The organism is Prauserella marina, assembly GCF_002240355.1.
In the GTDB taxonomy this organism is placed as follows: Bacteria; Actinomycetota; Actinomycetes; order Mycobacteriales; family Pseudonocardiaceae; genus Prauserella_A; species Prauserella_A marina.
The window spans coordinates 6,020,799-6,034,288 of record NZ_CP016353.1 but is presented as its reverse complement, the minus strand read 5'-3'; the positions used below and the strand labels follow the sequence as shown (position 1 = coordinate 6,034,288).

At 67.6% G+C, this 13,490-nt stretch carries 13 protein-coding genes; 3 read left to right on the top strand and 10 right to left on the bottom strand.

Going from position 1 to position 13,490, the window contains the following annotated elements; all coding sequences use genetic code 11:
* Nucleotides 1-60 precede the first annotated feature (60 nt).
* Nucleotides 61-1,614: a glycerol-3-phosphate dehydrogenase/oxidase gene (locus BAY61_RS27900; protein WP_091803510.1), complete on the bottom strand. Its 1,554-nt coding sequence runs from the start codon at nt 1,612-1,614 to the stop codon at nt 61-63.
* On the bottom strand, nt 1,611-2,252 hold the full coding sequence (locus tag BAY61_RS27895; RefSeq protein ID WP_091803513.1) for a TetR/AcrR family transcriptional regulator: 642 nt from the start codon (nt 2,250-2,252) through the stop codon (nt 1,611-1,613). Before BAY61_RS27895 ends, BAY61_RS27900 begins: the two co-directional genes overlap by 4 nt.
* Before the next feature lie 16 nt (nt 2,253-2,268).
* Here BAY61_RS27895 and BAY61_RS27890 point away from each other — a divergent pair, with 16 nt between their 5' ends.
* Nucleotides 2,269-3,888, top strand: coding sequence for an FAD-binding oxidoreductase (locus BAY61_RS27890; protein WP_091803516.1), 1,620 nt, complete (start codon nt 2,269-2,271; stop codon nt 3,886-3,888).
* Between the two features lies 1 nt (nt 3,889).
* On the opposite strand, the gene BAY61_RS27885 is transcribed toward BAY61_RS27890, so the two are convergent.
* From BAY61_RS27885 to BAY61_RS27865, 5 genes are all read right to left on the bottom strand, one after another.
* Nucleotides 3,890-4,432 carry a gamma-glutamylcyclotransferase gene (locus BAY61_RS27885; protein ID WP_245865499.1) on the bottom strand — a complete coding sequence of 181 codons (543 nt, stop codon included), beginning with the start codon at nt 4,430-4,432 and terminating at the stop codon, nt 3,890-3,892.
* Between the two features lie 65 nt (nt 4,433-4,497).
* Nucleotides 4,498-5,598 carry an S-(hydroxymethyl)mycothiol dehydrogenase gene (locus BAY61_RS27880; RefSeq protein ID WP_091803522.1) on the bottom strand — a complete coding sequence of 367 codons (1,101 nt, stop codon included), beginning with the start codon at nt 5,596-5,598 and terminating at the stop codon, nt 4,498-4,500.
* Nucleotides 5,599-5,720: 122 nt separating this feature from the next.
* The gene (locus tag BAY61_RS27875) at nt 5,721-6,950 is read right to left on the bottom strand and encodes a peptidase C39 family protein (RefSeq protein ID WP_091803978.1); all 1,230 of its coding nucleotides are present in this window, start codon (nt 6,948-6,950) and stop codon (nt 5,721-5,723) included.
* Between the two features lie 83 nt (nt 6,951-7,033).
* Entirely contained in the window at nt 7,034-7,456 is a 423-nt protein-coding gene (locus BAY61_RS27870) for a PaaI family thioesterase (RefSeq protein WP_091803525.1), read from the bottom strand.
* Nucleotides 7,457-7,511: 55 nt separating this feature from the next.
* Nucleotides 7,512-9,134, bottom strand: a complete 1,623-nt coding sequence (locus tag BAY61_RS27865) for a long-chain fatty acid--CoA ligase (protein WP_091803528.1) — start codon at nt 9,132-9,134, stop codon at nt 7,512-7,514.
* A gap of 313 nt (nt 9,135-9,447) precedes the next feature.
* Here BAY61_RS27865 and mihF point away from each other — a divergent pair, with 313 nt between their 5' ends.
* Nucleotides 9,448-9,759 (top strand): integration host factor, actinobacterial type, encoded by a 312-nt coding sequence (mihF, locus tag BAY61_RS27860; protein WP_176879692.1) that lies wholly within the window; start codon nt 9,448-9,450, stop codon nt 9,757-9,759.
* 130 nt (nt 9,760-9,889) lie between these two features.
* On the opposite strand, the gene BAY61_RS27855 is transcribed toward mihF, so the two are convergent.
* Both BAY61_RS27855 and BAY61_RS27850 read right to left on the bottom strand, forming a co-directional pair.
* Nucleotides 9,890-11,020: an isochorismate synthase gene (locus BAY61_RS27855; RefSeq protein ID WP_091803531.1), complete on the bottom strand. Its 1,131-nt coding sequence runs from the start codon at nt 11,018-11,020 to the stop codon at nt 9,890-9,892.
* 38 nt (nt 11,021-11,058) lie between these two features.
* Nucleotides 11,059-11,766 (bottom strand): 4'-phosphopantetheinyl transferase family protein, encoded by a 708-nt coding sequence (locus BAY61_RS27850; RefSeq protein WP_091803534.1) that lies wholly within the window; start codon nt 11,764-11,766, stop codon nt 11,059-11,061.
* A 99-nt stretch (nt 11,767-11,865) separates the two neighbouring features.
* On the opposite strand from BAY61_RS27850, the gene BAY61_RS27845 reads away from it, so the two are divergent.
* Complete coding sequence (locus BAY61_RS27845; protein WP_091803537.1) at nt 11,866-13,035, top strand: acyl-CoA dehydrogenase family protein; 1,170 nt, start codon at nt 11,866-11,868, stop codon at nt 13,033-13,035.
* 73 nt (nt 13,036-13,108) lie between these two features.
* Here the strand turns inward: BAY61_RS27845 and BAY61_RS27840 are convergent, their stop codons facing one another.
* On the bottom strand, nt 13,109-13,444 hold the full coding sequence (locus tag BAY61_RS27840) for a hypothetical protein (RefSeq protein ID WP_091803984.1): 336 nt from the start codon (nt 13,442-13,444) through the stop codon (nt 13,109-13,111).
* Nucleotides 13,445-13,490 lie beyond the last annotated feature (46 nt).

Sequence of the window (13,490 nt, the reverse complement as noted above, 5' to 3'; positions counted from 1 at the left end):
AACTCTATTGTGTACCGCGCTCGGGCCCAGATCCGACTGTGACGTCAAGCGGGGTTGCCGTCAACCGGATTCGCCCATACCGCGCAGGGTACGGCCGACGAGGTCGGCCACGGTCTCCCGGGCGGCCTCGGCCTGTGAGGGGACAAGGCCGAGCCGGGTCCGCCTGTGCAGGACGTCCTCGGCGTCAAGTGCGCCCTCGTGCCGCACGGCCCATACGACCTCGGCGGCCGTGATGTCGCAATGGGGGAACAACGGCTTTCCGAGTTCGGGGTCGACCTCACCAAGCGCGGCGACCCTCGGAGCCTCGGTTCCGTACTTGGCAACGAGTCTCGCCGGTGCGTCCACCATGGACAGTTGAGGCCGGGTTGCCGCCCCGAGCAGCGGTAGGTTCGCCGTCCGGCACTGGTCTGCCGCGAGGCCGGTGCTTGCGAGAGCGGCGTCGACCGCGTCGGCCGCCATCTTGCGATATGTGGTCAGTTTGCCTCCGACGACGGTGATGACTCCGTTGTCGGGGTCGGTGAGTACGGCGTGCTTGCGGGAAAGATCAGCGCTCCTGCCTTCCGACTCGATGAGCGGCCTCAGCCCGGCGAAGGTGCCGATGACGTCGTCGGCGCCCAGCCGGCGATCGAGGACCGATGACGCGGTCCGCAGCAGGAAGTCCACATCGGACTGTGGTGCGGTGACCACGCCAGGGGGAGTGTCGCCCTCGATCGGTTCGTCGGTGAGGCCGACGTAGGTCACCCCGTGTGGTTGCGGAAGCAGGAATACGAAGCGATTGGTCTCACCCGCGACACCGACAAGCAAGGAGGATTCGGCGAGGCCGGTGCGTGCGGTGTCGAGGATCAGGTGCGAGCCACGGGAAGGGCGCAGTTTCACGGAGGGTACGAGCTGGCCTGCCCACACGCCGGTCGCGTTGACGACCTGACGGGCCCGGATTTCGACGGTGTCACCCGAGATTGTGTCCTGCGCGAGGACCCTGTCCCCGCGCAGTTCGGTCGCCGCGAGCCTGGTCAATACCTTCGCCCCGAAGGAGGCGGCCGTGCGGGCGAGGGTGACGACGAGGCGGGCGTCGTCGGTCAGCGCGCCGTCGAACGAGAGCAGCCCGCCCCGCAGGCCGGTCCTGCGTAGTCCCGGCACGAGCGCGAGTGCTTCCGCAGAGGGAACCGAACGTGGCCTCGGCAGTAGTTTTCCCGGGGTTCGCGCGGCCGTGCGCAGCAGGTTTCCCGCGTGCAGCCCCGCGTCGGTGAGCAGTCTGCTCGCCAGCGCGGTGTCGTCGTAGAGGGGGAAGAGTTGAGGGAGCGGCCTTGTCAGGTGCGGGGCGGTCGTGGTGAGGAGAATTCCGCGTTCTCTCGCGCTTTCCATGGCGAGGCCCACCTCGCCGTTCGCGAGATAGCGCAGCCCGCCGTGTACGAGCTTGCTCGACCAGCGGGACGTCCCGAACGCCAGGTCCTTCGCCTCGACCAGAGCGACCGAAAGCCCTCGGCTGGCGGCGTCGAGTGCGATGCCCGCCCCGGTGACGCCACCGCCGACGACGAGTACGTCGACCTGTTCACCCGAGACGAGCGCGCTCAGTTCGGCCGTTCTCCGCCGTGCGGAAAGCGATGCCCTGATCATGGGGCTAGCGCCGCGTCGAGGATGTGTCTGAGTTCAATGAGCAGGGCCTGCTCGCTGACTCCCGCGGTGGCCGGTCGCAGCGACAACACGAACGACTGCACGACGAGTAGTACCGAACGCACCTGAACGGCGGGTTCCGCGATGCGGACGGAGCCGTCTTCCTGTCCGGTGACCACAAGATCGCGGAGGACCTCCTCCGCGAGTTTCTGGGTCGCCCCGAGCCGTTGCGTCACGTAGGGAAGCACCAGTTCGGCGTCGACGTCGAGCACGGTCCGCATGAGCGGGTCGGCCACGAGCGCCTTCACCCCGGCCACCGCGCTGCGGACGAGTCGTTCCCTCGCCGTCGCCGCGTGGGGGACCTCCGCCGCGACGCCGTGGAGCAGCAGACCGAATTCGCGGGTCATGAGCGCGGCGAGAATGCTGTGCACGTCGGGGAACCGCCGGTACAGCGTCATCCTGCTGACCTTGGCCGTGCGGGCGATCTCGGCCAGCGTGGTGCGCCGGACCCCCGAGTTGAGCACGCAGCTTTTCGCGGCGTCGAGGAGGAGGTCGTCCGGTACGCGGGTCGCCCCGCCGCGGTCGCGGCTGCCCGCGAGCGCGCTGCGCCCCACGACAACAGTGTGACGTTCGGCTTGCATGTGTCACACTTTAGCGGTGAATGAGATCGCTGACCACCGATTGCGCGCCGCGTGGACCCCGGAAGGGGCCGCCGCGGTCCACCTGGTCCCCAAAGCGGTGCGCTGGCTCGGCCAGCGTATCGGCCCATGCCCGCAAGGCGCGCCGATCGCGCCGGATTCCGCCATCGGTGTCGAGCCTTCCCGGCTCGGCGACGCCGAGGCCGTCGCGCTCGCCGACGTCGTCGGGACGGAGAACGTCCTCGTCGACCGCGCGGAGCGACTCGGAAGGGCGGGCGGCCTTTCGTATCTCGACCTGCTGCGCCGCCGCGATCCGGCCTCCGGCATCGCGGTGCCCGACGCCGTCGTGCTCCCTGCCGACCCCGAACAGGTGCAGCGCGTCGTCGACGTGTGTGCCGAATACGACGTCGGTGTCGTCCCGTTCGGTGGAGGAACGTCGGTCGTCGGCGGCGTGACGGCGCTGCGGGGCGACAAGAAGGCGGTCATCGCGCTGGATCTCGACCGGCTCGACCAGCTCGTTTCGGTCGATCGGGTTTCCAGGATCGCGGTTCTGCAGGCAGGCATGCGAACGCCAGACGTGGAGCAGCGGCTCGCCGAACACGGCCTGACCCTCGGTCACGTCCCGCAGTCGTTCGAACGAGCCACCATCGGGGGGTTCGCCGCGACGCGGTCGGCGGGGCAGGAGTCCAGTGGCTACGGCAGGTTCGAGGACATGGTCACCGGGGTGCGGCTGGCGACCCCGAGCGGCGAGTGGCGACTCGGGGTCGCTCCCGCCTCCGCCGCCGGTCCCGACCTGCGGCAGCTCGCCGTCGGCAGCGAGGGCACGCTCGGGGTGTTCACCGAGGTCGCCGTTCGCGTGAGGGAGCTGCCGGAGAAGGAGCGATTCGAGGCGTTCGCGATCGACGGCTGGGAACGTGGCACCACGATCGTGCGGCACCTCGCTCAGCGAGGGTTGCTCGCCGACGTCACCAGGTTGTCCGATGTGGACGAAACGGATTCCGCGCTCGCGCTGTCGGCGAACTGGAAGACCACGGCACTGCGCCGTTACCTCCGGGCGAGGGGGATCGCCGAGCCGTGCCTGCTCGTGCTCGGCTGGTACGGCAACGCGAAGGCGCGCAGGGCCGAAGCGGTGCGCGGCCTGCGCGCCGTCGGCGCGATCAACCTCGGCGGCGCGCCTGGCAGAACCTGGCTGCGCGGCAGGTTCGCCGGACCGAGGCAGCGGGACGCGCTGCTGGACATGGGCGTGTGCGTCGAAACGCTGGAGACGGCTGCCTACTGGTCGAACATCGGCCCGCTCTACGAGCGGGTGAGCGACGCACTGCGGTCGGCGTTGCACCGCCCGCTCGTTCTCTGCCACATCTCGCACGCATACGAGACCGGTGCCTCGCTGTACTTCACCGTCCTCGCCGCGAGGGACGAGCGTGATCCGGCTGGGCAGTGGGAGAGGGCGAAGCAGGCCGCGAGCGAAGCCATCACGGTGGAAGGGCTCGGGACGATTTCGCACCACCACGCCGTCGGCATCGATCACAAGCCCTATCTCACCGAGGAAATCGGCGAGATCGGTGCTTCCGTGCTCGCCGCGGCGAAGCGCGCGGTCGACCCGAAGGGCATCCTCAATCCCGGCAAGCTCGTCCCCTGATTCACGGCGGGCTCGTGGCGAGACCGTGACTCGTGGCGGGGACGCCGGTCAGCAGGCGCGCGCGGGCCTGTGGCACGTCGGCCGTGCGGACGGCGACCCCTTCGACGAGCAGCGGCATCCTCGCCTCGCTTGCCGCGACGTAGGCGAGCACGGGATCGACGCGTGAGCCGTCGTCGAGTGTGATCGTGCCGGTGCGCAACCGCGCCAGCTCGTAGCGCACTCCGCGTCCCTCGCACACGTCGAGGACAGCGACCTGGTCTTCGGTCGCGAACCAGACGGCGTGCCATTCCGTGACGCCGGGCGCGGCCGTGAGCGTCGCGGGACGCTGGCCGTCCCGCGCTCTCAGCCCGCTTGCCCACACCGCTGCGATGTCACGGCATTCGGCACGCGCGACGAGGACAGGCCCGGTCAACCCGAGCGACCTGCGCAGCCACGTGATTTTGGCTGGGCAGGCGTTCGAACCGTAGGCCAGTACCGGAATCCGGTTCTCGCGCCAGCCTTCCGGTGCCTCGTCGAACGGATGGCCCGCCCCTTCCCGGTGCACGAACGAGCATGCTGGTCGCGCACCGGGATAGGGGTCGGCCGGAAAATCCGTGTCGCTGAACAGAATCAGTCGAACACCACCACGCTGCGCAGCACGTCACCGGTGTGCATCCTGGCGAACGCCTGCTCGACACCGTCGACCGCGATGCGTTCGGTGACGAACTTGTCGAGCGGCAACCGCCCCTGCTGGTAGAGATCGACCAGCATCGGAAAGTCACGCGAGGGAAGGCAGTCGCCGTACCAGGACGACTTGAGCGAACCGCCGCGAGCGAAGAAGTCGATCAGCGGGAGGCCGTCGAGCCGCATGTCCGGCGTCGGAACGCCGACGAGCACGACGGTACCGGCGAGGTCCCTCGCGTAGAACGCCTGCTTCCACGTTTCCGGCCTGCCAACGGCGTCGATCACGACGTCGGCGCCGAAGGAACCGGTCAGCTCACGGACAGCCTCGACGATCTCGTCCTGGCTCTTGCCCGTGGCGTTGAGCGTCGCCGTCGCCCCGAAATCCTTGGCCCACTCCAGTTTCCTGTCGTCCATGTCCACCGCGACGATGGTGGTCGCGCCGGCGAGCCTCGCGCCTGCGATGGCCGCGTCACCGACGCCGCCGCAGCCGATGACGGCGACCGAGTCACCCCTGCCGACCGCTCCGGTGTTGATCGCGGCTCCGATACCGGCCATCACACCGCAGCCGAGCAGTCCGGCGACGGCGGGCTCGACACTCGGATCGACCTTCGTGCACTGTCCGCTGTGGACCAACGTCTTCTCGATGAAGGCGCCGATACCGAGAGCGGGATTCAGCGGTGTCCCGTCGGCAAGCGTCATGGGCTGCTCTGCGTTGAAGGTGGAGAAGCAGTACCACGGCTTGCCTTTCTTGCATGCCCTGCACGTACCGCACACCGCCCGCCAGTTCAGGATCACGAAGTCGCCTGGTTCGAGATCGGTGACGCCCTCACCGACGCTCTCGACGTATCCGGCGGCCTCATGGCCAAGCAGGAACGGGAATTTGTCCTCGATTCCGCCCTCGCGGTAGTGCAGGTCAGTGTGGCAGACCCCGCACGCCTTGACCGAGACGACGGCTTCGCCGGGGCCGGGGTCCGGCACGAGCACGGTTTCCAGCGAGACGGGTTCACCCTTGGCGCGTGCGACCACGCCCTGTACCTCATACGGCATTCGCCACGTCCTTTCGACCACATTGCCGGCAAGCCGCAGCTTGCCACGGATGATGTGGTTATGGCGACATCCGCATGGGTTTGACCACGCCGCTCACGGTCACTGGAAAGAGGGTTGCCCGCTCAGGGAGTGATGAGGTAGGCGATGCCGCCTGGCCCGCTCGCAACGTTGCCTTCGGCGTCGTATCGCTTCGTGCGCTGCCAGATCGTCTCGAACTGAGCCCTCGGGTACACGTTGCGTACTCCCTCCGTCGTGTCGGAGGCAGGGTCGTTGACGATCACGTCGCCGTCGTCGGTGAAGCCGACGACCACCATGATGTGTCCGGCCGTCCCGTATCCGGCGCCGTCGAGTTCGCTCTCAAGGAACGACTGCGACGTGATCACCGGGATTCCCTTGGCGATGTAGGTCTCCAGCTCGGTGAGCGAGTGCAGCCTGGTGACGTGCCCGGTGAGCCCGTAGTGCGCGGCGTAGGCGGTGTTGAACGGCCAGTTTCCGGTGCCGTCGTAGGAGTAGTCGAACGTGTGCCTCGCCGCGTGCGCGACGCTCGGATCGACGTAGCCATCGGGGATCCAGTCGAGTTCCCGCTCGCTTGGCCCCTTCCCCCAGTATTCGACGACCATTTCGGTCGAGGTGGGGCTGCACCAGCTTTCGCCGCCACCGCCGTATTCGGGGTAGTTGCCCTTGTGCAGGTTCTGTGCGTACTTCGGTACGGCCAGTTCGATTCCCGTCGCGGGGCCCGGCTCCGAGATGGGCACCTCGAAGCGGTCGGGCACGCGAGAGGTCATCGCGCCCGCCGCGCGCAGTACCGGAGTCGCCGTGCTCCCCGCTTCGCGGAAGAGGGAGACCCTGAGCTGGAACTCGCGGAAGCCGACACCCGGTTTCGCGGCGAGGGTGTCCACGTTGACCGTGGCGTGCTCGTCGTACTGGCCGGTCACGGTCGTCCGCTCGATGTCGCTGTCGCCGAACGCCCACTCGCCCATGACGTACCACGCGGTGTCCTCGTGGTCGCTCGTGAGCGCCTTCGCCTCGATTCGCAGCCACGTTCCCTCTGGCGTCGCGGCGTTCCACGACGCGATCAGCTCGGTCGCGTCGAACCCGGGGGTGTAGCGAGGGGATGTCCAATTGCCGTACTCGTAACCGTTCTCTGTTCCGGCGGGCTCACCGATGCGAATGCCGTCCTCGCCGAGTTCGACCCCCGCGAGCTCACCCTTTCCCAGGTCGGCGGGCGAGGCCCAGCCGCGATAGTCGATGTCCTCGTCCTCGCGTGCCGCGACGGCAGCGGGATGCACCACGACGGTCGTCGCGGTCGCGGCGACCGTCGCCAGCAGGACGGTGAACAGACGTCCGCGCATCCGAACCTCACCCCTCACCACAGTTGGTGGCAAAGGATTTTCGTCGCTCATCGCGGACTTGTAAACCGCCGCCGGTATGCTGTCTAGACCACTGCCTGGCTCTGCGTGACCTTCGCGACCGGCTTGCCGTTCTCTCCGTGAATCTCCGTCTCGACGACGATCACGCGCCTTCCCGCGTGCAGCGCGCGAGCCGACGCCGTCGCGAATCCCTCGCGGACCGGTCTGAGGAAGTGGGTGTGTGATTCGATCGTCGTCGTGCCTTGCGCGCCTTCCGGGAGGTTCAGGAAAGCGCACATGGCACCCGTCGCGTCCGCGAGCGACATGAGAACGCCGCCGTGCAGGATTCCCCCGATCGTGCACAGCGACGCTTCCCATGCGATGCGAGCGCGCACCAGCTCCTTCGTACTCGTGACGACCTCCACGCCGAGCCGCTTCGTGAACGGCATCGCCTCGTGGAAGAGCGCGGTGGCGGCGTCAGACGGGGCGGGTGATTCGTTGGCGGACATGAGCCGACTCTGCCGCGCCAGGCGGCGCGCGTCGATTACCTCGCGGGTAACCGATTCAGAAGTGGCTGATGTCCAGTTTCCCCTCGGTGTGAGCCGCGCGCAGCCGCTTCTTGTCGAACTTGCCGACGCTGGTCTTCGGAACCTCCTCGATGAAGGTCCAGTGCTCCGGAAGCTGCCACTTGGCGACCTTGTCGGCCAGGAATTCGCGAAGTTCCGCCGCGCTCACCCGCTCTCCCTCGCGGAGCACGACCGCGACCAGGGGCCGCTCGTCCCACTTCTCGTCGGGAACGCCAACCACCGCCGCCTCCGCGACGGCGGGGTGAGCCATCACCTGGTTTTCCAGGTCGACGGAGGAAATCCATTCACCGCCGGACTTGATGACGTCCTTCGAGCGGTCGGTCAGTGTCAGGAATCCGTCAGGGGTGATCTTGCCGACGTCACCGGTGCGCAGCCAGCCGTCGTGGAACTTCTCGTTGTCGGCTTCGCGGTAGTAGGCACCCGCGATCCACGGCCCCGCCACCTCCAGTTCGCCGACGCTCGTGCCGTCCCACGGCACCTCGTCGCCGTTGTCGTCGATCAGCCTCGCCCTCACCGAAGCGGGGAAGCGGCCCTGCGTGTAGCGGTAGCGCCAGGACTCCTCGCCGTCCGCCGAACCGGGTGGCCTCGCGACGCTGCCAAGCGGCGAGGTCTCCGTCATGCCCCACGCGTGCAGGATCGGAACGCCGTAGCGCTCCTCGAACGCGTGCATCATCGCGGGTGGAGCCGCGGAGCCGCCTACGACGACCTCCCTCAGGTGCGTGATGTCCTGCGGTTTCGCGTCGAGGTACTGGAGCAGGCCCTGCCAGATCGTCGGAACGGCTCCGGCGAAGGTCGGTTTCTCGGCCGCGAGGATCTGTGCGATCGGTTCCGGCTGGAGGAACCGGTCCGGCATGATCATCGAGGCGCCGACCATGAAGGCCGCGTATGGCATTCCCCACGACATCGCGTGGAACATCGGCACGATGACCAGCGCCGAGTCGGACTGGTCGAGCCGCATGCTGTCGCTCATGCACACCTGCATCGAATGCAGCCAGATCGAGCGGTGCGAGTAGACGACACCCTTCGGGTCACCCGTCGTGCCCGAGGTGTAACACATGGCAGCGGCCGAGTGTTCGTCGATGACCGGCCAATCGAACGTATCCGGCTGTGCGTCGAGCAGTTCGTCGTAGGAATGCACCTTGACCCCCTCAGGGGCCTCCAGCGTCGCCTTGTCGCCGTTCGCGACGATCACGTGCTCGACGGTCTCCATCAGGGGTAACTGCTTGGCCAGCAGCGGCACGAGCGTGCCGTCGACGATGACGACCTGATCCTCCGCGTGGTTGGCGACGAAGACGAGCTGCTCGGGAAAGAGCCGGATGTTCAGGGTGTGCAGCACGGCGCCCATCGAGGGGATGGCGAGGTAGGCGGCAAGGTGCTCGGCGTTGTTCCACATGAACGTGCCGACCCGCTGGTCACCGGTGATGCCGAGGCCGCGCAGGGCGTTGGCCAACTTGGCCGCCCGCCTGCCGACCTCGCCGTAGCTCTCCCGCCGCGCGCCCGAGCCGGTCCAGGTGACGACCTCGCTTCGTGCGTGCAGCGTCGACCCGTGCCGGAGGAGATTGGCGATGGACAACTGGTCGTCCTGCATCGTGCTCAACATCGGTGCTCCCGCGACTCGTTCGACAGTGAACTGGGTTACGCGCGACTGTAGTGCCGGATTCGGACACAGGACATGTGCTGAATGCACAACCGTTACCGAGAGCGGTCGAGCTGTTCCGCGCTGCGGGTTGTCGCCTTGACCTGCGTGGCCCGGTTGGGGGGTCATTGCGTGTCGATTTCGCGCTCTCGCTGGTCTTGGCGTTTACTGGGGCCCGTGGTACGTGATGGCCTGGCCTGCGCTTGCTTGTGCAAGCACTTCGGCAATGGTCATCGCCGCGATTTACGCGGACACCCGAGAAGAAAGGATTAGTACGTTGGCTCTGCCTACGTTGACTCCGGAACAGCGGGCCGAAGCCCTGGCCAAGGCGGCCGAGGCTCGCAAGGCGCGCTCGGAGCTGCTCGCGTCGATCAAGTCCGGCAAGCAGAGCATCGAATCGGTGCTCAAGCGGGCCAAGGAAGACAAGACCGTCGGCAAGACGAAGGTCACGCAGTTACTGAAGGCGGTACCCGGTCTCGGTGCGGTCAAGGTCGCCGCGTTGCTTGAGCAGGCCGGTATCGACCCCGACCGTCGGGCGGCCGGTCTCGGCGAGCGCCAGCGCGAGGCGCTCATCAACGCGCTCAAGTAGCGCTCTCGAAAGCCGGCCGCTCCGGGAGAGGGCCGGCCGTACTCGCGCCTTGAGCCCGGCCTGGGCGTGTCTGATGGCGCCTTTGATGCGCGCTGGCAGGAAGCGATCCGTCAGGCACGCCCTCGGCCACTCATGATGGCGCCCCCATCGCCCGCTGGAGCGTGGCGAACTTCGCCGATGTCTCTTCGAGTTCGGCGACCGGGTCGGATTCCGGCACTATGCCGCCACCCGCGTACAGCCGTAGCGAGGTCTGTGCGACCTCCGCGCAGCGGATGGACACCGCCCATTCCCCATCGCCCGCGCCGTCGACCCAGCCGACCGCGCCCGCGTAGTAGCCGCGTTCGAACGGTTCGAGTTCGGTGACCAGTTCCCGAGCCGAATCCGTCGGTGTTCCGCAGATCGCGGGCGTCGGGTGCAGGGCTGCCGCAAGCCGCAGTGCCGTCACGTCGTCGTCGACCAGTTCACCGGTGATCGTCGTGCCCAGATGCCACATGGTCGGCGTCGACACCAGTTCGGGGACCGTCGGAGCGGTCAACCGGGTGCAGAACGGGCGCAGTGCCTCCACGACGGCTTCCGCGAGCACGGTGTGCTCGATGTGGTCCTTGCGGGAGGCCAGCAGTGCCTTGCCGTTCTCCATGTCGGTGACCGGGTCGGCCGATCTCGGCATCGAACCGGCGTGCGGATGGGACACCACGAGGTTGCCCTTCCTGGAGAGCAGCAGCTCGGGACTCGCCCCGACCAGGTCCTTTCCGTCAGGCAGCCCCGCCGCGAACGTGTAGCCGCGCTGGTTGTCCTTGACGAGGTTGGCGAGGATGTCGGCAGGATCGACCTCTCGGCCGAAATCGAGGTCGAGCGCACGAGCGAGCACGACCTTGCGCAGCCCGCGCTCCCGAAGCGCGCTCACCGCCTCCGCGACGGCCCTGACGTGCTGTTCAGGGGTCGGAACGGGCGTCGTGCGCAGCGGGGTGCCGATCGTTCGCCGTTGAGCCTTCGCGACAGCGGGGTGGGCCGGTCCCGCGAACCTGGCTCGCGCGGGCAGCACCATGCGCGCCGGGCTGCCGGCGCCAGTGGCGAACGGCAGCACCCCCACCGCGATCGCCGACGGCTCGTCCGCCAGCGCGGCGGCGACCCGCTCGCACAGCCGTCGCTCGTCGGAGTCGGTGATGCCGGCGGCGACCCCGGTACCCAAAATGGAGCGTTGCGCGGTGGTGAGAAAGAAATCCCCCCGCGAGTAGTCACCGAGCAATCGCGCCGCGTCCATCGGTTCCATTGTCCGCCGGGAAACCGGGGTGCCCCGCGTTAACCGCGCCACACCTCGGATGGTTCCCACCATCGCTCGACGACGGAGAGTTCGTCGCCGGTCAGCACGGCCACCGCTGCCCGGTAACCGTCGCCGGGGTCGAGGTCGGCCATCCTCGTCGCCTCGGGAGCGAGCGTGTCCTCACCAGAGGCGATCAGTTCGGGTTTCCCGTGCGGCGCGGAAATGGTGAGGCTCCGCAACGGGATGCGAAGTCCCCTTCCCGTCGCCTTCATGACCGCTTCCTTGCGCGTCCAGTACACGAAGAACGCCGCTGCCCGCTCGTCGGCTGAGAGTCCGGCCAGTTCCGCGGTCTCGCGCTCGTTGAGCGCGTACTCCAGCAGCGCGTCGTCGGCGTTGCGTTTCGTGGTCTCCACGTCGAGGCCGACCGGCTCGCCCGAGGTCACCGCGACGCCGACCCGGTCGCCGGAATGCGAGATCGACAGCGCGACACCGCCGCCCACGACTCGGGGTGGTCCGTGCTGTTTGCCACAGTCCTCGCAGGTGGCGTCGAACTCGACGGAGGAGGCCGGAAGGCCGAGCCGGTCCCCTGCCGCGGTCTTGGCGAGCACCCTCCCGGTGAGGAAGCGCCTGCTGTCCTCCTCACGGCGGTAGGTCTCGTAGCGTTCGCGTTCCGCGCTGGTCAGCAACGCCGTCAGCGCATCGGTTCCCGGCAGCGGCCGTGCCCACCACACCTCGCAGTCGATCACGCCTTCAGAACCTACGGGCTCGCGAGGGGCTGCCGCTACGGCGTGCGGTCAGCTACCGTGATTGCTAAGCAACCGCTTAGTAGAGGGAGTCGTGCGGCGATGGATTTCAGCCTGAGCGTCGAAGAGCGCGAGATCCGCGACTGGGTGCGTACCTTCGTCCAGCGCGAGCTCGTCCCCCTCGAACAAGAGGTGCTTCGCAGGGAAAGAGCAGGGCAGCAGGGGCTCACCGGTGACGAGCTGACCGAACTGCAACTCAAAGCGAGGGATTCGGGGTTCTGGGGCGTGCAGACCCCGGTCTCCTACGGCGGCATGGGGCTTTCCGCCGTCATGACCGCGTTGCTCGAAGCCGAACTCGGCCGCACGTTCGTCCAGTTCCGGTTCGGCGGCGCCGCCGACAACATCCTCTTCCACGGCAACGAGGAGCAGCGGCAGGAGTATCTGCTGCCGACGATCGAAGGCAAGCGCCGCTCGTGCTTCGCGATCACCGAGCCAGGCGCGGGCTCCGACGCGAAGGCCATCAGGACCACCGCGCGCAAGGACGGCGCCGATTGGATCATCAACGGCGAGAAGACCTTCATCACCGGCGGCAACGAAGCCGACTTCGCCATGGTCTTCGCCATCACCGACCCCGGCAAGGGAGCCGAAGGCGGGGTCACCTGCTTCCTCGTGGACAGGGACATGGGCTGGCGCTCCGAGTACATCGACACGATGGGCGAGTGGGGCCCCGCATCGCTGATCTTCGAGGACGTCAGGGTGCCGGAGAGCAAGATCCTCGGCGAGCTGGGGCAGGGCTTCGCGCTCGCGATGCAATGGATCGGCAGGGGGCGCTACCTGCTGCCGGCCCGGGCGATCGGTTCCTGCGAACGGTTGCTCGGCATGGCCATCGAACACGCCAACACCAGGCAGACCTTCGGCGAACGACTGGCGGAGCGGCAGGCCATCCAATGGATGGTCGCGGACTCGGGGGTGGAGATCGAGGCGCTGCGCTGGCTCGTGCTGCACGCGGCATGGCAGGTCGATTCCGGAATGGACTCGCGGCACGCGCAGTCGATCGCCAAGCTCTACGGCGGGATCAAGGCCAACGAGATCGTCGACAGGGTGCTTCAGATTCACGGTGGCATGGGCTACACGAGGGAACTGCCCATCGAGCGGTGGTACCGGGAGTTGCGCCTGCTGCGCATTTACGAGGGAACCGACGAGATTCAGCGCCGCACCATCGCGAGGAACCTGCTCAAAGGCCACGCCAAAGTCGGCGGAGTGCTCGGCTGAGAAGGCATCCGCCGCGGATCAGGTCGCGCTGCGGGGGCACGCGGCAACGCGCCCCCACAGCGAGGATCATGAATCAAGAAGGAACGGTATCGCCGTGTTCTCGTAGCGCCAGCGGCGCTCCCGCGAGGTCTTCCTCATTGCACAACAGCTTGACGTCGTAATACGGGAAGCCATCCCGTTCGTCGTAGTCGAGGTGGATGGAGATGACGTCCACGGGTTCGCCTAGCCACCGCCCCGCCTTCCTGAGCCAGTCGGCGCAGCGCTCCAATGCTGCTGAAAGATCGTCGTCGCGGAACTCGACCGGGCGGTAAGGGACGTCTTGCACCTGATCGCGTGGGTCGGTTGGGAGTGGAAGACCCGGTGCGACACCCGCATCGTTGAGTTCGAGCTGGATTGTTTCCTCACTCACCCCACGAGCGTCCCTCAGCATCGGCGCCGGGGCAAGCTTAGGGTTC